This is a genomic window from Rhizobium mesosinicum, from assembly GCF_019511345.1.
Classification (GTDB): domain Bacteria; phylum Pseudomonadota; class Alphaproteobacteria; order Rhizobiales; family Rhizobiaceae; genus Rhizobium; species Rhizobium mesosinicum.
Genome location: NZ_JAEUAK010000015.1, coordinates 14,829 through 34,398 on the forward strand (window position 1 = coordinate 14,829; position 19,570 = coordinate 34,398).

Below are 19,570 nucleotides of genomic sequence, written 5' to 3' on the forward strand. Positions count from 1 at the left end.
GGCTCCTCATCTGCCGGTGATTCATCTGGAATCACCCTAATGCAAAGCCTGAGCGGTGCGGAAGTCCGTAAAAACGCCATTTTCCGCAAATGCCTGTCAACGACGCCGGTCAATCGGAGAAAAATATAAATCGTAAAAATTCTTTCGAATTCAAACGCTTGATTTCACAATCGGCACCGTGCCCGATTGCCTCACCTTACGTTATTTCAAAATATTCTAATCAAGTTTTACCGTCCGGTAAGCGGCTCATATCAGTATTTGATGATTGTCACATATGAGAGCCGCCGGAACCCCATGCGCAACATCAGGATTTCAACCCGCCTTTACAGCCTCGTCGCCTTCGCGCTTGTTGTGCTTGCCGCGACGATGATCTTCTTCCTCAACTTTTCCTACCGCCAACTCGAAGCCGAGCGGAAAGCCGGTCTGGCGCAGATGGACGCCACGGCGCTTGCCATCTTCGACAAATATTACAAGCTGGAGCAGGCGGGCACGATGACCCGCGAGCAGGCGCAGACGGCGGCCAAGGAAGTGATCGCCTCGATGCGCTATGGCGGCGGGACCGGCTATTTCTGGATCAACGACATGCATCCTGTCATGGTGATGCATCCGGTCAAGCCCGAACTCAACGGCAAGGATCTCACACAGAACAAGGACCCGAACGGCAAGTTCCTGTTCGTCGAGTTCGTCAATACGGTAAAGGCGAACGGGCAGGGCTTCGTCGATTACTATTGGCCGAAGCCCGGCGCCGACCAGCCGGTGCTGAAATATTCGCATGTGGCGGGCTTTCAGCCCTGGGGCTGGGTCGTCGGCACCGGCGTCTATGCGGATGACCTTGCTGCTCTCTACCACCAGAATGCGATCTGGGCGGCGGCTCTCTGCCTGATCGGCGCCATCGCCACGCTCGCCATCGCCTATGCCATCGTGCGCAGCGTGACGACGCCGGTTGCACGTCTGAAAGCCGCGATGAATGCGATTGCCGACGAAGACGCTTCCGTCGAGATATCGGACGCCGACCGGCGCGACGAGATCGGCCAGATGGCGAAATCGCTGATCGTGCTGCGCGACTCCGTCGCCGAGCGGGCCGAACTGCGCGTTCGCGAGGACGAGCGCCGGCAGGAGATCGAAAGCGAGCGGCGCGGCAACGAGGCGAGCCTGCGCTCGTCCTCCGAACGCCAGACGGCGGCGATGCGAGCGCTCGGCGCCGGGCTGGAGCGGCTTGCAGCGGGCGACCTGACGGTTGCAATCGACGATCTCGGCCAGGATTACGCCAAGCTCCGGTCCGACTTCAACGCCGCCGTCGATGCGTTGAACAGCGTCATCAATGCCATCGCGGAATCGAGCCATGTCGTCAACGACAGCGCCCGAGATATCAGCGAGGCGACCAACAACCTCTCCAAGCGCACCGAGCAGCAGGCCGCAGCACTCGAAGAGACGGCAGCCGCGCTCGACGAGATCACCGCCACGGTGCGCACGGCCTCCGAGCGTGCGAATGAGGCACGCAACATGGTGGCGGAGACGAAGGCGAGTGCCGGCAAATCCGGCGATATCGTTCGCAACGCCGTCTCGGCCATGAGCCGTATCGAGAATAGTTCGAGCCGCATCAGCCAGATCATCGGCGTCATCGACGAGATCGCCTTCCAGACCAACCTCCTGGCGCTGAACGCCGGCGTGGAAGCGGCCCGTGCGGGCGAGGCGGGCCGCGGCTTTGCCGTGGTGGCGCAGGAGGTGCGCGAGCTGGCGCAGCGCTCGGCGAATGCCGCCAAAGAGATCAAGACGCTGATTTCGAGCTCGGCGGCCGAAGTCGAAGGCGGCGTGGCGCTGGTGCGCTCCACCGGCGATGCGCTGGTCGAGATCGAAGCGCTGGTAAACCGCGTCAACGCCCATGTCGACACCATCGCCACCGCCGCCCGCGAACAGGCGACCGGGCTTAACGAGATCAACACCTCGGTCAATCATATGGACCAGATGACCCAGCAGAATGCGGCGATGGTCGAGGAGACCACGGCCGCCAGCCAGACGCTGGCGGAGGAAAGCCAGCAGCTGCGGGCGCTGCTGTCGAAGTTCCGGCTGCGCGGTCAGGCGGGGCAGGGTGCCCAGTACGGCCGGGCTGCTTGACAGGCTGCTAATGTGACGAAAAGGGCCGCGGCGTTGGTTGCCGCGGCCTTTTGTCTTTCCTCCGAAGACAGTTCAGGCCTGGCAGCAAGCCCCAGCCGATACCGTGCTGCTTCAAGAGCGCCTGCTCGTCGCCGAAGACCCAGCCGAAGACTTTCGCATCTCCATCCAGAACCTGCACGAGGTAATGGACCTCGAAGTCGATGTCGGTGTCCGGTTGGTCCTTGCGGGCATAAGTTGCCGCTTCCATCGATTGCTTTCCTCAGTACGGGCTCATGGTGCTGCCCGCTCATGGCAACAGCAGCAGGTGCTTTGGATTCGCGTCAGCCCGCGGTGCGCAGATACCTCTCTAACGAGTGCGGGCGGTCCCGGCCGGCCATTCTCCACACGTAAAGCTTTCATTCACCGTTTTTAATTAAATTTGAATCGAGGTTTTCAGATCACAGGCCGCATGCGGAAGCGATAAGTATGGCGTTTCTTTCCCTTCTCCGGCGTACCGCATTGCCAATCCTGCTTTCTGCGGCATTGACGACCTGTTCGATCAGCGACGGTCTGGTACCGCCTGAAAATGTCGATCATGGCACAAGGGTTAGCTCCATCACGCCGGGGCGCGGGGCTGCGCGCATGGCGACCGTCGAGAGCCACCAACCCTATCCTGTCGCCAGCGCTCCCGTCGGCAATACGCAGGGGCAGATCGATTATCTCGATACGCCAAATCTTGCCGGATCGGGCCGGCAGATGCGTGCGCCGGCACAGCAATCGGCGCCCATGGCAGTGCCGCAGCAGGGGCAGAGGCGCCTGCCGATGATCGATAGCGATGAGGCCTTGGCGCAACAGAACCCGCAAACGGCATCCAACGGCAGCTGGGGTGGTGTGCAGCCGCTTGCCATTCCCCAGGGCGGCGTCGACATGGACGAGGAGCTCGGTGCCGGCCCCGGCAATCAGCCGGTCGTCGGCCTGGCGCAGGAGCAACAACAGCAGATCGCCGAGGGCAATGTTACCGAGCCTGTCGTTGACGGCATCGGCACGGAAAATCCCACGCAGATCAACCAGCGGAACATGCCGCAACCGGTCGCGGCCGCGCAGATGAGCAGCGCGCCGGTGCGTGCCGCTCGGGGCAATGGTGCCCAGACGTGGAGCGATGGCAGCCCAGTTGTCGCGCCGACGCGCGTGCCCGAGGAGGACGAACCGGAAGAGGTCGCCATGCTGCGGCCGAACAATCCCATGATGAGCGAGCCGGCAACTCCCGTCGATCCCGGCGTCATGCCGGCTTCGGAGCTTTCCTGCCGGCGCGAACTGAAGCGCATGGGCGTGATCTTCGAGGACCGCCCGCCGATCTCCAACGGGCCGTCATGCCAAGTGCCATATCCGGTGTCACTGAAGGGCCTTTCGGGCAATATCGGCGTCAAGCCGGCGGTGGTTCTGAATTGCCAGGTGACGCTCGCCTTCGCCAAATGGGTGAAGAACGAGCTCGCACCGTCGGCCCGCTTCCGCTACTGGACCGGCATTCAGACTATCGAGCCGCTCGGCGGCTATTCCTGCCGGCGCATGAACAACAGCCGCCAGAGATACAATCCGATGTCGGAACATGCGAAAGGCAACGCCATCGATGTCGGCAAGTTCGTGCTGAAGAACGGCCACAAGATCGACGTACGCAAGAAGGGGCTATTCTCCTTCCGCGAAGGGCGCCTGCTGAAGGCCGTGCGCAGCGACAGCTGCAATTACTTCACCACCGTGCTCGGCCCCGGCTACAATCCGGAGCACTGGAACCATTTCCACTTCGATCTCATGTCGCGCAGGGGCGGACGAGCTGTCTGCAAATAGGCTGACATTACGGAGAGATCTGAGTCAGCGTCGCTGGAGATCTGGGAGCAGACGGGCAGGGTGCGGCAGGCGGTTCTGGATACGATCGTCGCCTTCAGCACGCCTTCAGTCAATTTCATCTTCACCCAGGCCGGCATTCAGGACGACGAGCGCACTCATCGAACGTTGACAGCGCGGCGCCGGCAAGTGGTTCAACCATCCTTCAAGGCCCGGCTGGAACGAGGATCGAGTTCTGACAGGGTCGACGTGAATGTTGCCGCACGATACGGCGGCTACAGGCTCAGCGGGAGCCCCGCCGCACTTGCCGAGATCGCCAAGGCACTCTTTGCACCAGGCGAAAACGGCAGCTGACATCAGGAGCGCTCCGGATGCCGTCAGTCTTCCCGCCGTGCGGCTTCCCATCAAACACGTTCGGTCGTGGAACAAACAGAGGGCAGTACCCTTTCCCCTTCTATCGAAGGCCCGCGATAGTGTTGGTCATCTCGACGGCCATCCATATCAAGGGCCAGGAGCTGGGACATGAAATATTCCCCCGAAATTCTTCAACAGGAAATCGTAGCGCACATTCCAGCGCTCAAGGCATTTGCCCGCACCTTTTACCGGACGCCAGTAGATGCTGACGATCTCGTGCAGGAAACGCTTGTCAGGGCGCTCGCCAATATCGGGCAGTTCAAACAGGGCACGAGGATGAAATCCTGGCTGTTTACGATCATGCGCAATTCCTTCTGCACGCGCTTCCGCCTTAGGCAGCGCGAGACGTTCGGTTTGGAGGATTGCGCTTCGTCGCAGGGCAGTGTGCCTGCCGATCAGGAATGGCATCTGCGCGGCCATGAGCTTGAAGCTGCCTGCGGACACCTGCCGGAGCCTTACCGTGCGGCCTTTGCCTTCATCCTGGTGGACGGGCGCTCCTATGAGGAAGCGGCAAACCATTTCCATTGCCCGATCGGCACCATCAAGAGCCGGGTGAACCGCGCCCGCCAGCGCATCGCACACGAAATCGGCTACCATCGCTAACGCATTGGCCCGAATTATTCCCAGACGGTATCGGGCCGTTTATGTTTGCGACAGGCAGGAATGGTGATCCTGTTTAGGACACCCAGAGTGCGGGTGCGGGAACTTTCTCCCGGTCGCCGCGTTCGGGGACGCACACGATCGATCTTGGGCGGCGGCGCTATTCATCATGCCAAATTGGACCATACCCTTGCATATCCGGCTTCCGGGCCAGGAGATCCCCATTACCGTGCGTGGAACGGGGCATGCGGCAGTGCTTCTTGCCGAAAGATGGCCCGTCACCCATGGTCTGGCCTTTGAGCATGCGCTGGCCTGCTTTGCGGCTGTCTCGGAAGGCCAGCTTCTGCCCGACAAGGCGCGGGAAGCCTTCATCGAAGCGGCGGACGACGCCGGCGTACGCTGGTCGAGCGACGACAAGGCCTGATCTCGCCGCCATGCATCACATGTCAGGTTTGGCGGCTGCTCTGCCGCATGACCCGAGTTCCGAATTGGGGAGCCGATTGACTTGCTCGCGCGAAAGATTAAGCTTTTTAGCCATCGCAACCACGATCCGCGCGCGCGAATGCCAGTGGAGGGCGGGAGTGGCTGGGCGACCTTTAGGAGGATGAGGTTTGCCGTGGATTATCGTGTCATTCTGCTGATCGGTGCATCGGTGATTGCTCTTTCCCCTGGCAAATCGGGGGCGCAGGAGGGTGATGCGACGGCGGGTGCCGTCGTTTTCAAGAAATGCGCGACCTGTCATATCGTCGATTCCGATACGAACAAGGTCGGTCCGTCGCTGAACGGGGTGCTCGGCAGGAAGGCCGGAACGCATCCCGATTTCGCCTATTCGGCTTCGATGAAGGCGGCCGGCGACGGCGGGCTCGTCTGGGACGAGGCGACGCTGCGCGACTATCTGCACAATCCGAAAGTCAAGGTGAAGGGCACGAAGATGGCCTTCGTCGGCCTGAAGGACGATCAGGAAATCACGGACCTCATCGCCTATCTCAAACAGTATTCCAAATGATGGCAATACTTCACGAGGCTGTCTGAAGCCTTTCCCGCACTTGGATATCCGCAAAATTAACGTTAAACGACTATTAATCGGCATGTGCAAATATTTGCACATGCGAGGAACGGAGTTCGGCTGAACCGTCGATCGCTCGAAATTTCAACTTGAAGCCACGGCTTCGAAAGGAGCGAAATGATTGGAATGATCGGCGGCAACCAAGGCTCAACTGGCAGCACTGGCAAGTCTGAAGGCAAATGTCATGATTGCCGACAGCAAGCTGAACATCATCTATATGAACGGCGCTGTCCGCAAGCTACTGACGGCGGCCGAACAGGACCTCAAGAAGGAACTGCCGCGCTTTGCCGTCGATACTCTGATCGGAAGCAATATCGACATCTTTCACAAGAATCCGTCGCACCAGCGCGACATGCTCGCGCGGCTGACCAAGCCCCACAGCGCAACCATCCGTGTGGGCAGCCATAGCTTCGACCTGCACGTTACTCCGGTCATGGAGGGCGGAAAGCCCAAAGCATTCGTGGTGGAGTGGGCTGACGCAAAACAGCGCCTTCTCAATCTCGACTATCAAAACCAGTTGGCCGCAATCAGCCGCGTCCAGGCCATCATCGAGTTCACGCTGGAAGGGGAGATCGTTACTGCCAACGAGAACTTCTGCAAGACGATGGGCTACTCGCTCGACGAGATCCGGGGCAAGCACCACAGCATGTTCGTCGATCGGGCCTATGCCGCCAGTTCCGACTATGCTGAGTTCTGGAGCGAACTCAGAAGCGGCCGGTTCCAGGCGCAGGAATTCACGCGCGTCGGCAGGAACGGCAAGAAAGTCGTGCTGAATGCCTCATACAACCCCATTCTCGACGAGCACGGAAAAGTCGTCAAGGTGGTGAAGTACGCCACCGACGTCACGGACCGGGTTTTTGCCGTGACCGAAATCGGCTCGTCACTCAACAAGCTCGCCGAGGGCAGGCTCGATTTTCGCCTGGAGCAGCCGTTCGCAAGGGACTTCGAAAGCCTCAGAAGCAACTTCAACGAGGCTGTCGGCAAGCTCGGCACAGCCCTCGGGTCCGTGGCCGACACGACGGCACGTATCGATTCCGGCACTCGCGAGATTGCGGCAGGTGCGAACGATCTGTCGAAGCGGACAGAGCAACAGGCGGCATCTCTCGAGGAAACGGCGGCCGCTCTCGACGAAATCACCGTCAACGTCAACAGTTCGACCAAGCGGACCGAAGAGGCCCGCGGTGTCGCAAGCCAGGCCAATCAATCCGCAGCAAAGTCTGCCGAAGTGGTTTCCCATGCGGAAGAGGCGATGCGAAAGATCGAGGAGAGCTCGCAGCAGATCTCCAACATCATCGGCGTAATCGATGAGATTGCCTTCCAGACCAACCTATTGGCGCTGAATGCCGGTGTGGAAGCTGCGCGCGCCGGGGAAGCGGGCAAAGGCTTTGCGGTCGTCGCGCAGGAGGTGAGGGAGCTGGCGCAACGCTCGGCGCAGGCCGCCAAGGAAATCAAGGGGCTCATCCAGAATTCCACCTCCGAGGTCGAAAGCGGCGTGAAGCTCGTGCGCGATGCCGGTGAAGCGCTGAAAACCATCGGTGGCTTCATCATCGAGATCAACAATCACATGGAGGCGATCGCCACCTCTGCCAAGGAGCAGTCGACGGGTCTCGCCGAGGTCAATTCCGCCGTGAACTCCATGGATCAGACGACCCAGCAGAATGCCGCCATGGTCGAGCAATCGAATGCGGCCTCCAACGCGCTTGCTGAGGAGGCGGGCCGTCTGCGTACGCTGATCGCGCAATTCAGCGTCGGCACGGCCCAGAGTTCGGCGCTGCGGCAAGTGGGGCGGGCAATGGCGCTGCCGTCCTCGCACGCCTCAGCCGTGAACGCGGCTCCCAAGCTTAAGGTCGCAGCGAGTGGCGGTGCCCGTCCGGCAGACAGCTGGGAGGAGTTCTGATCGGGTACCGGGAACTTCGTCCGGTCCTGCTACACTGGCGAGTTTTCTCAGGGGGCGAGCCGATAAGGCCCGACCCCTGATTTTGTAAAGACAGATGGCTTGGCAGACCTGGTGCGGCCGGCCCGTTAGAGCAGGATAAGGGACGTCAGCGACAGAATGAGCGCCGGAAACATCACGACAGTCCCAAGCTTCAAAAATCTCCAGCTGCCAATATCGAGACCTTCGCGGCGTAATGCCGACAACCACAGAATCGTCGCCAACGATCCCGTCACAGAGAGATTGGGTCCGAGATCGACGCCGATCAGGACGGCACCCGCAACCTTATCCGAGACGTGTGCCGCCTGGACTGCACTGCCGGCAACCAATCCGGCTGGAAGATTGTTGACGAGATTGCAGATCACGGCGACGAACACCCCGGCCACCCCGACGGCCTGCGCCTCTGATGCCGAAGCCAGAGAGGCCAACTGGCCGGACAGAAGGCCCGTCACACCCGTCCGATCGAGCGCTTCCACGATCACGAAAAGGCCGGCGACCAAAGGCAAGACGCTCCAGCTTATGCCCTTTATCGTCTCGGCCGGGCTCTGCCGCGTCAGCGCGAGAACCAGTGCCGTGGTGATCGTTCCTGCAAGAAATGTTGGAACGCCAAGATCCACATGCATGGCAGACGCTGCCACAAGGATGACGGCGGTCACCAGGATTCCCCAGCCTGCTAGGCTTGCGCTGCGGGTGAGGGCCGGTCGTTCCGCTTTGGCGGCAAGGCTTTCTTCCAAGAGGGTGCGCCGCTGCGTCCAATAGAGGCAGATGAACGTGACGACGATGGAAACGATCGACGGCAGGAGGAATGTCGACAGCCAGCGTGACAAAGGCGGCATTTCACCGCCGGCGAAGATCACGAGATTGGCTGGGTTGGAGATCGGCAGCAGGAAGCTCGCCGCATTGGCGATGAAGGCGCATACGAGCAGATAGGGCATCGGGTCCCGAACCCGGGCCGCTCGGCAAGCTGCATAGACGGCAGGGGTGAGCACGACGGCGGTCGCGTCGTTCGAAAGAAAAACCGTCACGACGAGGCCGACGAGATAGACGAGCACGAAAAGGCGCCTGGGGGAGCCTTTTGCATACGAGGTCGCAATGGCGGCAATCCAGTCGAACAGGCCCTCTCTCCTGGCGAGTTCGGACAAAAGCATCATGCCGATCAGGAAAAGGTACACGTCCATGCCCCTAGCGATGCCTGCCATGGCATCGACGGGCCCGATCAGCTGGAAGGCAACCAGGACAAGGGCGCCGAGGACAGCCCAGATCGCCTCCGGCCAGCGGAACGGCCGGGCGACCACGCCAGCCGCGGTAAGCCCGGCGATACCCCATACGATGGCATTTTCAGTCATTCGGCTCGTGCTTGTTGGCTGCGAGGTACAGTATGGCCTCGGAGCGTGTTGGGACTAGGTTTTCGACGACCGGATACATGCTCCGGCAAGCATCGGCAACAATGGACCGGCGAGAGGCATGGCAAACTTTCGTGATGAAGGGGATACCGCGGCATCTTCGGGAAGGCGCGTCCTTCAGGGATAGGGGCGAGTTCCATGCCAGCCCTCAGATCGTGACAGAACGCGCAGCAAGCGCCAATTTGTCTAGGGATGGCGTGCGTGGTGCCAAGCCCTCAGGTTGCCACACACTTTCAGCCGCAAGCGCAGGACGCGTCTCCAAATGCGCCCTGAAACGCCGTAATTGCCATATTTTCTATCTGTGCGATAATAAACGCAGTTTCGGAATGCGGTTTCACGGTCGGTCGGCCCGGGGAGGGGCGGAAATGGCTGTTGTGCTGGTTCTCGTCCTTGTTGTCGTCGGCTCCGTGCTGTTCCACCTGCTGAGCCCGTGGTGGTGGACGCCGATCGCGTCCAACTGGAGCTATATCGACAGCACGCTCGTCATTACCTTCTGGATCACCGGCATCGTCTTCGTGGCGGTGATTTCCTTCATGGCCTATTGCGTGTTCCGCTTCCGGCACAAACCGGGCAACCGGGCGCACTACGAGCCCGAGAACCGCAGGCTGGAGCTGCTGCTGGCAGGGGGAACGGCGGTCGGCGTCGCGGCCATGCTGGCGCCGGGGCTCTTCGTGTGGAACCAGTTCATCACGGTGCCTGCCGATACCGCGCCGGTCGAGGTCGTCAGCCAGCAATGGCTGTGGAGCTTCCGCCTGCCGGGCGCGGACGGAAAGCTCGGCCGCGCGCAGACGCGCGACGTTACCCCCGAGAACCCGCTCGGCCTCGACAAGAACGACGCGAACGGCCTCGACGACCTCATCGTCGAGGGCGGCGAGCTGCATCTGCCTGTCGGTAAGCCGGTGCACATATTGCTGCGCTCCGTCGATGTGCTCCACGATTTCTACGTGCCGGAATTCCGCGCCAAGATGGACATGATCCCCGGCATGGTCACCTATTTCTGGCTCACGCCGACGCGAACGGGAACCTTCGAGATCCTCTGTGCCGAACTCTGCGGTGTCGGTCATCCGCAAATGCGCGGGACCGTCGTGGTCGACGAAGCGGCGGACTATCAGTCCTGGCTCGATCAGCAGCAGACATTCACCCAGCTTACGGCGTCATCGGGAGAGCCGCCGCCGGTAAACTGAAGCGGTAAGCGGGAGGTTTGCCGGTAGGTCAACCGGCAAATGACGGCCGGAGGCCGCATCGGGATGACGGCCGGAGACCGCATCGGGATGACGGCCGGAGGCCGCATCGGGAAGGAAAGGAAGAGAGATCATGGTCGAGATTCCATCCGACAATATCCCCTCCGCCGAAGTCGAGGATGTCGAGCTTTATCATCCGCACAGCTGGTGGACCAAATATGTGTTCAGCCAGGATGCGAAGATCATCGCCGTGCAATATTCGATCACCGCGATCTCGATCGGTATGGTGGCTCTGGTGCTCTCCTGGCTGATGCGGATCCAGCTTGCCTTTCCCGGCTATTTCGCCTTCATCGATGCCGATCACTATTACCAGTTCATCACCATGCACGGCATGATCATGGTGATCTATCTGCTCACCGCGCTCTTCCTTGGCGGCTTCGGCAATTATCTCATTCCGCTGATGGTCGGCGCGCGCGACATGGTATTTCCTTACGCGAACATGCTGAGCTACTGGATCTATCTGCTTGCAGTGCTGATCCTCGCCGCGGGCTTTTTCGTCCCCGGCGGACCGACCGGGGCCGGCTGGACGCTTTATCCGCCGCAATCCGTCCTGTCAGGCACGCCGGGCGGCAAGGACTGGGGCATCCTGCTGATGCTCACCTCGCTGATCGTCTTCATCATCGGCTTCACCATGGGCGGCCTCAACTATGTGGTGACGGTGCTGCAGGGCCGCGCGCGCGGCATGACGCTGATGCGCATGCCGCTCACCGTCTGGGGCATCTTCACCGCGACCGTGATGGCGCTCCTGGCCTTTCCGGCCCTGTTCGTCGCCTGCGTCATGATGCTGTTCGACCGCCTGCTCGGCACCAGCTTCTTCATGCCTGCCATCGTCGAGATGGGCACGCAGCTGCAGCACGGCGGCGGCAGCCCGATCCTGTTCCAGCACCTGTTCTGGTTCTTCGGGCATCCAGAGGTCTATATCGTCGCGCTGCCGGCCTTCGGCATCGTTTCGGACCTGATCAGCACACATGCGCGCAAGAATATCTTCGGCTACCGCATGATGGTGTGGGCGATCGTCATCATCGGCGGCTTGAGCTTCGTCGTCTGGGCGCACCACATGTATGTCAGCGGCATGCATCCGGCCTTCGGTTTCTTCTTCGCCACCACGACGCTGATCATCGCCATTCCGACGGCGATCAAGGTCTATAACTGGGTGCTGACGCTGTGGCGCGGCGATATCCACCTGACGCTGCCGATGCTCTTTGCGCTCGCCTTCATCGTCACCTTCGTCAATGGCGGCCTGACCGGCCTGTTCCTCGGCAATGTCGTCGTCGACGTGCCGCTGTCGGATACGATGTTCGTCGTCGCGCATTTCCACATGGTTATGGGGGTTGCGCCAATCCTCGTCATCTTCGGGGCGATCTATCACTGGTATCCGAAGATCACCGGACGCATGCTGGACGAGACGCTCGGCCGGATCCATTTCTGGATCACCTTCCTCGGCACCTATGCCGTCTTCTTTCCGATGCATTATCTCGGCCTGCTCGGCGTGCCGCGCCGCTATTTCGAGATGGGAGAGACGGCCTTCGTTCCGCCGTCGGCGCATACGCTGAACATCTTCATCACCACCATGGCGCTGATCGTCGGGGCAGCGCAGATCGTCTTCCTGTTCAACCTGGTCTGGAGCCTTTTCCGGGGCAGGGAGGCAGGCGGCAATCCGTGGCGGGCGACGACGCTCGAATGGCAAACGCCGCAGACGCCGCCTGCGCACGGCAACTGGGGCAAGGATCTGCCTGTCGTCTACCGCTGGGCCTATGATTACAGCGTGCCTGGCGCGGCCGAGGATTTCATTCCTCAGAATGTGCCGGCAAGCGGGGGCGTCACGCGGGAGGTTCCGGCATGAACGTCACGTTGATCTTTCTCGCGGCAATCGGCGCCATCATCATCTGGTGGCTCTCCGGACAGCGGCTGACCTCGAAGCCATGGCTCGAAACGGGGTCGGTACAGCTGCCGGCTCATGACGATGCCCGAAGGCAGCAGTCACCGGTGCCGGCGGTCAAACTCGGCCTCTTCGTGTTCCTCGGCGTCGTGGGGGCGCTCTTCAGCCTTGCCGTCAGCGCCTATTTCATGCGCATGGCTTCTGCCGACTGGTGGGGAATGCCCATTCCGCGACTGCTCTGGATCAATACCGCAGCGCTCGCGCTCAGCAGTGTAGCGCTGCAATGGGCCAAACGCGAAGCGCAGTACTGCCACATGGAAAGCCTCCGGCCGGCGCTCGTTACCGGGCTTGCACTTGCCGTCTTCTTCCTCATCGGACAGATCCAGGCATGGCGGGAACTGACCGCAGCCGGCTATGTTCTGACCGACAATCCCGCCAACAGCTTCTTCTATATGCTGACCGGCCTGCACGGCCTGCATATTCTTGGCGGGCTTGCCGTGCTCGCACATACGACGGTCGGGGCATTTTCAGCCGACGTTCAACCGGAGAGGTTGCGGCTCAGCGTCGATCTCTCGGCCATCTATTCGCATTTCATGCTCGCCGTCTGGCTTTTGCTCTTCGCGCTCTTTGCCGGCTGGGCGAATGATTTCGTCGATCTCTGCCGCACATTGCTTAACTAGAGGCTGAATCAGGAGGTGCAGATGGCACAGACTATCGGGACACACGACGAAGCAAGCCTCAGGCCGTCGGGCCTGCGCGGCGTCGCGGCCGATTTCAGCTCGGATCAGCGCGCCTTCAAGACCGCCTCCTGGGGCAAGGCGATGATGTGGATCTTCCTGCTCAGCGACACTTTCGTCTTCGGCTGTTTCCTGATTGCCTATATGACCGCCCGCATGTCGACGCCGATCCCCTGGCCCAATCCGAGCGAGGTCTTTGCGCTCCATATCGGCGGCCAGGACGTTCCGCTGATCCTGATCGCGATCATGACCTTCGTGCTGATCTCGAGCAGCGGCACTATGGCGATGGCGGTCAATTTCGGCTATCGCCGCGAACGCGGCAGGACGGCTGTCCTGATGCTGCTGACGGCGCTTCTCGGAGCAACCTTCGTCAGCATGCAGGCCTTCGAATGGACGAAGCTGATCACCGAAGGCGTGCGCCCCTGGGAAAATCCATGGGGGGCAGCACAGTTCGGTTCGACCTTCTTCATGATCACCGGCTTTCACGGCACGCATGTCACGATCGGCGTCATCTTCCTGCTGATCATCGCCCGCAAGGTCTGGCGGGGCGATTTCGACGTGGAACGGCGCGGCTTCTTCACCAGCCGAAAGGGCCGCTACGAGGCCGTCGAGATCATGGGCCTCTACTGGCACTTCGTCGACCTGGTCTGGGTCTTCATCTTCGCGTTTTTCTATCTGTGGTGAGGTCGTCATGAGCGAGACAACGGTGCATCGACAAGCCCAGACGGCACCTGCTCAAGCACATAGCGGGCAGCAGCACCCGATCCGACTCTATCTCCTCGTCTGGGGACTGCTCTTCGTGCTCAGCGCCGGTTCCTACATGGTCGATTATCTCGGCATCCAAGGATATCTCAGGTGGACGCTGATCCTGGTGTTCATGATGCTGAAGGCCGGCCTGATCGTTGCCGTCTTCATGCACATGGCATGGGAACGGCTGGCGCTGGTCTACGCGATCCTGCTGCCGCCGCTGCTGGTGCTGGTTTTCGTGGCCCTAATGGTATCGGAAGCGGATTATACGATCTTGACTCGGCTCGCGTTCTTCGGAGCCGGGCCGTAGAAGGCGCGGGGGGCAGGCGGGAGACCGATTTACAAGCGCGGGTTGGGCGATTCCCAAGGGTTCAAATGCACTATTTTTCCTTTTGCTGCGGCCGGCGGGACGTTCTCAGGCGGTAGACCTGGGCATGCGGAGGAGCCGAAGGAAAATTTTTGCGTCCCGCATTTTGTGTGGAACTCTCTCTCCAGTCATGCGTTTGGCAGCATCTTTATGGAGCGATCGGGAGGAGATCATGCAACCGAAGATCAGAACGGATGCGCCTGCGGACCGCTGGATCGGCGCTGTGGAACTTGCGATCGTGCAGAAGGCCTTCAACCGGCTTTGCGCGGAGCGCGGCTGGTCACGCGACTGCACTGAGGCACGTGAACTCGCTCGTGTGACAATCGACCTTTACCGGCAGGGTGCCGACAGCGAATACAAGCTGCATACCATGTTGTCGGGTTCCGATTTCAAGACACCTGCCCTGTGAGGGGGCTATGAGCAATGTCCTAACATTCCCGCGCCGGAACCTCAGATCACAGCGGCCGTTTTACGTCGGCTCGGCGAGACAGGTGGAAGGGCGCATCGCCATCCTGGAGACGATCGCGAAGATCACGGTTCGCGACAGCGCCTTTACGCCCTATGAACAGGCGGCGCTGCTGGCAAAGCTCAGGACCGCCATGCGGGCGGAATGCGTCGCGCACAAGCTGTCGCCGGAAGAACAGTTCGAAACGATGCGCTACGCCGAGCGGCTTCTCGACGATATCCTCGAGAGCGTCAACGACTGAAGGGGCTCTCTTTGCTTCTCCAGCTCAGTTTTAAAAGACCCTGTTCCAAACCTGCCCAAGATCGAGCAACAAGTGTCTGAAGGGAACGGTTTCGAAAAGGTCCTTTGCGCCTGGAGCCTCCTCATCTGCCTGCCGGCATCTTCTCCCCGGCGGGGAGAAGAGGTATGCAGCAAACGTCTCCGCACTCTCAAAGGCGTCGTATCCACGTCCATCGACCTTGGTCGGGTTAAGGTGAGGGGCTCCGGACGAAACGCGATCGGGCAGGGGAACAGCAACATGGAACAGGCTCTTCGGCGCACCGTCATGACTGTCGCGCTGCTGAATCTCGGCTATTTCGGCGTCGAGTTTGCGGTGGCGCTGGCCATCGGTTCCGTCTCGCTGCTCGCCGACAGCGTGGATTTTCTCGAAGATGCCTCGGTCAATCTGCTGATCTTCTTTGCCATGGCATGGTCGGCGAAAAGCCGGGCACGGGTCGGCATGGGTATGGCGGGCATATTGCTGGTGCCCGCGCTTGCCTTCCTGCTGACGGCGTGGGGAAAGGTCGTCCATCCGGTGCCGCCGTTGCCCGTGCCGCTGTCGCTTGCGGGTCTCGGGGCGCTCGCCGTCAATCTCTTCTGCGCCTATATCCTTGCCGCCCACCGTCATGCCGGCGGCTCGCTGACGCGGGCGGCGTTTCTATCGGCCCGCAACGATGCAGCCGCCAATATCGCCATCGTCGCCGCCGGTCTGGTGACGGCCTATCTCTGGCATTCGATCTGGCCCGATCTTCTCGTCGGGCTTGCCATCGCGCTTGTCAACCTTGATGCCGCGAAGGAAGTCTGGGAAGCGGCGCGGGAGGAGCATGAGGCCGTGCCGTAGGCTGCGTTTCGACAAAAAAAAGCCGGCCAGGGCCGGCTTAGACGAACACGACCGAACAGGAAATACTGGGCCGGTTCCTTCATTTCGTGACTGACAATAAATTTCATTACAATGCCGAGGTCAGCAGAGAAGGCGTAACGAGATCGCCATGAAAGGCGGCTCCGCAAAGGGGTGGCGGCGGCGGGAGCCGGTGCTGTCCTCGCGTGTGTTTATGGGGGATGAACATCACCGATTGATGACATTTGGAGCCGGGAAATGACTTTCTTTCATCGGCCGATGACCCTGTGGGCGGCATCCTATGCCTGATATGATCGGTGGATAGGACGATGATGTGAATTCAGTGTTCAGGCCCTTGCGGATGTCAAAGCTTCACAAAGAGGCTATATAGCGGCGAATTCGACCTGATATCCGCAAAGAGCCCCATGGCACCGATCATTTCTGTCCAGAATCTTACCAAGACCTATGCAAATGGCTTCCAGGCGCTAAAGGGCATCAATCTCGAAATCGAGCGCGGCGAAATCCTGGCGCTGCTCGGGCCGAATGGCGCCGGCAAGACAACATTGATCTCGATCATCTGCGGTATCGCCAATCCAAGCGGTGGCGCGGTCGTGGTCGACGGGCACGATGTGGTGAAGGATTTCCGTGCCACGCGCACGCTGATCGGCCTGGTGCCGCAGGAACTGACCACCGACCAGTTCGAGACGGTGTGGAATACGGTCAGCTTTTCCCGCGGCCTGCATGGCAAGAAGCCGAACCCCGCCCATATCGAGAAGGTGCTGCGTGACCTCTCGCTCTGGGACAAGAAGGACAATACGCTGCGCCAGCTCTCCGGCGGCATGAAGCGGCGCGTGCTGATCGCCAAAGCGCTGTCGCACGAGCCCTCGATCCTTTTCCTCGACGAGCCGACAGCCGGCGTCGACGTGACGTTGCGCAAGGATATGTGGAACGTCGTCGAGCGGCTGCGCGCCTCGGGTGTGACCATCATCCTGACGACGCATTACATCGAAGAGGCCGAAGAGATCGCTGACCGCGTCGGCGTCATCAATGGCGGCGAGCTGCTGCTGGTCGAAGACAAGCAGCAGCTGATGGCAAAGCTCGGCCGCAAGCAGCTGATCCTCGAACTCAACGACCCGCTCGACACGCTGCCGGATTGTTTTGCCGGCAACGGTCTGTCGATCGAGGCAGAAGGCAACAGGCTCGTCTATGAGTTCGACGCCCGCAACGAGCACGAAAGCGTCGCATCGCTGCTGACGCGGCTCGGCGAGAACAATATTCATTTCCGGGATCTCTCGACGCGGCAGAGCTCGCTCGAAGACATTTTCGTATCGCTGGTGGGAGCCGCAAAATGAACTTCGAGGCGATCAAGTCGATCTACTATTTCGAGATGGCGCGCACCCGGCGCACGCTGCTGCAGAGCGTCGTTTCCCCCGTCATTTCCACCTCGCTCTATTTCATCGTCTTCGGGGCCGCCGTCGGCTCGCGTATCCAGCAGGTGGAGGGTGTCTCCTACGGCGCCTTCATCACGCCAGGTCTCATCATGCTGACGCTTCTCGGCCAGTGCATCGGCAACGGCTCCTTCGGCATCTATTTTCCGAAATTCACCGGCACGATCTACGAGATCCTGTCGGCCCCCGTCGCCATGACGGAAATCCTGATCGGCTATGTCGGGGCGGCCGCCACGAAGGGGCTGATCATCGGCACCATCATCCTCCTGACTGCCAATCTCTTCGTCGACGTGCGGATCGAGCACCCTTTCATGATGGTGCTGTTCTTCCTGCTGACGGCGATCAGCTTCAGCCTGTTCGGCTTCATGATCGGCATCTGGGCGACGAATTTCGAGCAGCTGAACTTGATCCCGATGCTGGTCGTGCCGCCGCTGACCTTCCTCGGCGGCAGCTTCTACTCCATCAACATGCTGCCGCCCTTCTGGCAGGCCGTCAGCCATTTCAACCCGGTCCTCTACCTCGTCAGCGGCTTCCGCTGGAGCTTCTACGGTATTGCCGACGTCAATCCGCTGGTCAGCCTCGGGATGGTTTCGTTGTTTCTGGTGATTTGTCTCAGCACGCTCGGCTGGATATTCAAGACGGGGTATCGGCTGCGGAATTGACGCGGCAGGCCGGACCACCGGCAAAATCCGCTCGAGCGATACAAGATCGTTCACATTTTGTTCGCTCCTGCTAGTCTGGCCTCGTCGTCATCTGCACAGGAGGAGAGTCGTGGCGGAGCAACAGGCAAAGTTCGAGCGGCTGAAAGCGCTCCATCAGAGGGATGAGGCATTCGTCATTCCCAATCCCTGGGATGCGGGCTCGGCGCGGATCCTGACGAGTCTCGGTTTCGAGGCTTTGGCGACAACCAGCGCCGGTTATGCCTTTTCGAAGGGCAAGCGGGATTCCTTTGCGAGTCTGACGCGCCGCGAAATCCTTGATAACGCAGGGGAGATCGTTGATGCCACCGATCTTCCCGTATCGGCCGATCTCGAAGACGGGTTTGGTGCGGCGCCCGAAATCTGCGCAGAAACGATCCGGCTGGCCTCTGCGGCCGGGCTGGTCGGCGGATCGATCGAAGACGCCACCGGCGATACGGCAAGGCCGATCTATGAACTCTCGCAGGCCGTCGAGCGCGTGCAGGCCGCGGCGGAAGCGGCGCGGACACTGCCTTTCCTTTTGACGGCGAGGGCGGAGAATTTTCTCTGGGAGCGGCCCGACCTCGATGACACGATCAGGCGGCTGCAGGCTTTCTCGGCAGCCGGCGCCGATGTCCTCTATGCGCCCGGCCTGCCCGATATCGACGCGATCCGGACGGTGTGCGCTGCCGTCGACAAGCCCGTCAACGTGGTGATGGGGCTGAAGGGGCCGCGCTACAGCGTTGCCGAACTCTCGGCGGCAGGCGTGCGGCGGGTGAGTGTCGGCGGGTCCTTTGCGCGCGCGGCACTTGGTGCGCTGCTGCGGGCGGCCGAGGAGGTGAGATCGTCGGGCACCTTCACTTACGCCGCCGATGCGATCCCGGCGGTAACGCTCAGCCAGCTTATGTCGCAGGAGAAGCGGGACGACCGGAATTAGGGCTGCTGCTCGTCAGCCCTTCTTCTTGCGCCGCCCCTTGCCAAGGCGGGGACGGAAATCGACGAGCAGGGATTTCAGTTCGAGTTCGCGCACGCGCCGGGCTGCTTCGTCCGGGCTCACCCAGTCCAGCACGCGCTGGCCGACTTCCCGGAATTGCTCTTGGGTATGCGCCACCTCGATCTGAAAGATATCGACGATGCAGGGAACGACGTCGCCGTCATCAAGCTCCTTGAGATAGGTATAGCAGCCGACCGCCTGCTTGCTGACGGTTCCGCGCACGCCGGCTTCCTCCCAGGCCTCGATGGCGGCCGCCTCATGCGGCTTCTTCTTTTTCATCGGCCAGCCCTTGGGAATGATCCAGCGGCGGCTGTCACGCGTGGTGACGACGAGGACTTCGATCTCCGGGCGGTCGGTTTCGGCACCGGGGTCCGTGTAGCGGAAGCAGAGAGCGCCGTACTGCTGGCGAAAGGCCCCCGAGAAAAGCTTCTCCGGCCGTCCTGCAAGCTGCTTCAACAGAGGTCTCGATGGGCCGGCCCGAGATTTTGTGCCTTTTTTGCTCGATTTCATGACGTCAAGCATTGTCAATTTTTACTTTTTCGATCAATTGCCTGCGACGCTTTATGACA

General features: G+C 60.8%; 19 protein-coding genes and 2 pseudogenes. 18 read left to right on the top strand and 3 right to left on the bottom strand.

The features are described 5' to 3' along the window. Positions 1 to 294 precede the first annotated feature (294 nt). Positions 295 to 2,115: a methyl-accepting chemotaxis protein gene (locus JNB85_RS27385; RefSeq protein ID WP_220337563.1), complete on the top strand. Its 1,821-nt coding sequence runs from the start codon at positions 295 to 297 to the stop codon at positions 2,113 to 2,115. A 97-nt stretch (positions 2,116 to 2,212) separates the two neighbouring features. Here the strand turns inward: JNB85_RS27385 and JNB85_RS27390 are convergent. Next, positions 2,213 to 2,353: pseudogene (locus JNB85_RS27390) on the bottom strand (nuclear transport factor 2 family protein); the annotation flags it as partial. A gap of 227 nt (positions 2,354 to 2,580) precedes the next feature. Here JNB85_RS27390 and JNB85_RS27395 point away from each other — a divergent pair. The 6 genes and pseudogenes from JNB85_RS27395 (at position 2,581) to JNB85_RS27420 (ending at position 7,910) form a co-directional block, all read left to right on the top strand. Continuing rightward, positions 2,581 to 3,936 (top strand): extensin-like domain-containing protein, encoded by a 1,356-nt coding sequence (locus JNB85_RS27395; RefSeq protein WP_220337564.1) that lies wholly within the window; start codon positions 2,581 to 2,583, stop codon positions 3,934 to 3,936. 39 nt (positions 3,937 to 3,975) lie between these two features. Then, a pseudogene (locus tag JNB85_RS27400) lies at positions 3,976 to 4,101 on the top strand (chloramphenicol phosphotransferase); the annotation flags it as partial. A gap of 354 nt (positions 4,102 to 4,455) precedes the next feature. Then, positions 4,456 to 4,950 (top strand): sigma-70 family RNA polymerase sigma factor, encoded by a 495-nt coding sequence (locus JNB85_RS27405; RefSeq protein ID WP_220337565.1) that lies wholly within the window; start codon positions 4,456 to 4,458, stop codon positions 4,948 to 4,950. A 166-nt stretch (positions 4,951 to 5,116) separates the two neighbouring features. Beyond that, positions 5,117 to 5,371: a DUF982 domain-containing protein gene (locus tag JNB85_RS27410; protein ID WP_220337566.1), complete on the top strand. Its 255-nt coding sequence runs from the start codon at positions 5,117 to 5,119 to the stop codon at positions 5,369 to 5,371. 192 nt (positions 5,372 to 5,563) lie between these two features. After that, complete coding sequence (locus tag JNB85_RS27415; RefSeq protein ID WP_338050372.1) at positions 5,564 to 5,953, top strand: c-type cytochrome; 390 nt, start codon at positions 5,564 to 5,566, stop codon at positions 5,951 to 5,953. A gap of 244 nt (positions 5,954 to 6,197) precedes the next feature. Next, positions 6,198 to 7,910 carry a methyl-accepting chemotaxis protein gene (locus JNB85_RS27420; RefSeq protein WP_223216626.1) on the top strand — a complete coding sequence of 571 codons (1,713 nt, stop codon included), beginning with the start codon at positions 6,198 to 6,200 and terminating at the stop codon, positions 7,908 to 7,910. 125 nt (positions 7,911 to 8,035) lie between these two features. Here JNB85_RS27420 and JNB85_RS27425 read toward each other — a convergent pair whose 3' ends face one another. Further along, the gene (locus JNB85_RS27425) at positions 8,036 to 9,292 is read right to left on the bottom strand and encodes an arsenic transporter (RefSeq protein ID WP_220337568.1); all 1,257 of its coding nucleotides are present in this window, start codon (positions 9,290 to 9,292) and stop codon (positions 8,036 to 8,038) included. A 422-nt stretch (positions 9,293 to 9,714) separates the two neighbouring features. Here JNB85_RS27425 and JNB85_RS27430 point away from each other — a divergent pair, with 422 nt between their 5' ends. The 11 genes from JNB85_RS27430 to JNB85_RS27480 all read left to right on the top strand — a co-directional run bounded on the left by JNB85_RS27430 (position 9,715) and on the right by JNB85_RS27480 (position 18,944). Beyond that, positions 9,715 to 10,533 carry a cytochrome c oxidase subunit II gene (locus tag JNB85_RS27430; RefSeq protein ID WP_220337569.1) on the top strand — a complete coding sequence of 273 codons (819 nt, stop codon included), beginning with the start codon at positions 9,715 to 9,717 and terminating at the stop codon, positions 10,531 to 10,533. Between the two features lie 130 nt (positions 10,534 to 10,663). Next, on the top strand, positions 10,664 to 12,433 hold the full coding sequence (locus JNB85_RS27435) for a cytochrome c oxidase subunit I (protein ID WP_220337570.1): 1,770 nt from the start codon (positions 10,664 to 10,666) through the stop codon (positions 12,431 to 12,433). Further along, positions 12,430 to 13,149 (top strand): cytochrome c oxidase subunit 3, encoded by a 720-nt coding sequence (locus JNB85_RS27440; protein WP_220337571.1) that lies wholly within the window; start codon positions 12,430 to 12,432, stop codon positions 13,147 to 13,149. Before JNB85_RS27435 ends, JNB85_RS27440 begins: the two co-directional genes overlap by 4 nt. A 21-nt stretch (positions 13,150 to 13,170) precedes the next feature. Further along, complete coding sequence (locus tag JNB85_RS27445) at positions 13,171 to 13,890, top strand: heme-copper oxidase subunit III family protein (protein WP_220337572.1); 720 nt, start codon at positions 13,171 to 13,173, stop codon at positions 13,888 to 13,890. Between the two features lie 7 nt (positions 13,891 to 13,897). After that, entirely contained in the window at positions 13,898 to 14,263 is a 366-nt protein-coding gene (locus JNB85_RS27450) for a cytochrome C oxidase subunit IV family protein (RefSeq protein ID WP_220337573.1), read from the top strand. A 229-nt stretch (positions 14,264 to 14,492) separates the two neighbouring features. Continuing rightward, a complete protein-coding gene (locus tag JNB85_RS27455) occupies positions 14,493 to 14,729 on the top strand; it encodes a hypothetical protein (protein ID WP_220337574.1) in 237 nt (78 codons plus the stop codon). A 7-nt stretch (positions 14,730 to 14,736) separates the two neighbouring features. Continuing rightward, on the top strand, positions 14,737 to 15,027 hold the full coding sequence (locus JNB85_RS27460) for a hypothetical protein (RefSeq protein ID WP_220337575.1): 291 nt from the start codon (positions 14,737 to 14,739) through the stop codon (positions 15,025 to 15,027). A 276-nt stretch (positions 15,028 to 15,303) separates the two neighbouring features. Continuing rightward, the gene (locus tag JNB85_RS27465; protein ID WP_220337576.1) at positions 15,304 to 15,885 is read left to right on the top strand and encodes a cation efflux transmembrane domain-containing protein; all 582 of its coding nucleotides are present in this window, start codon (positions 15,304 to 15,306) and stop codon (positions 15,883 to 15,885) included. 422 nt (positions 15,886 to 16,307) lie between these two features. Beyond that, positions 16,308 to 17,234 carry an ABC transporter ATP-binding protein gene (locus tag JNB85_RS27470; protein ID WP_220337577.1) on the top strand — a complete coding sequence of 309 codons (927 nt, stop codon included), beginning with the start codon at positions 16,308 to 16,310 and terminating at the stop codon, positions 17,232 to 17,234. Beyond that, entirely contained in the window at positions 17,231 to 17,992 is a 762-nt protein-coding gene (locus JNB85_RS27475; protein WP_220337578.1) for an ABC transporter permease, read from the top strand. Before JNB85_RS27470 ends, JNB85_RS27475 begins: the two co-directional genes overlap by 4 nt. Before the next feature lie 109 nt (positions 17,993 to 18,101). Further along, positions 18,102 to 18,944, top strand: coding sequence for an isocitrate lyase/PEP mutase family protein (locus tag JNB85_RS27480; protein ID WP_220337579.1), 843 nt, complete (start codon positions 18,102 to 18,104; stop codon positions 18,942 to 18,944). A 12-nt stretch (positions 18,945 to 18,956) separates the two neighbouring features. Here JNB85_RS27480 and JNB85_RS27485 read toward each other — a convergent pair whose 3' ends face one another. Then, entirely contained in the window at positions 18,957 to 19,511 is a 555-nt protein-coding gene (locus JNB85_RS27485; protein WP_220337580.1) for an NUDIX hydrolase, read from the bottom strand. Positions 19,512 to 19,570 lie beyond the last annotated feature (59 nt).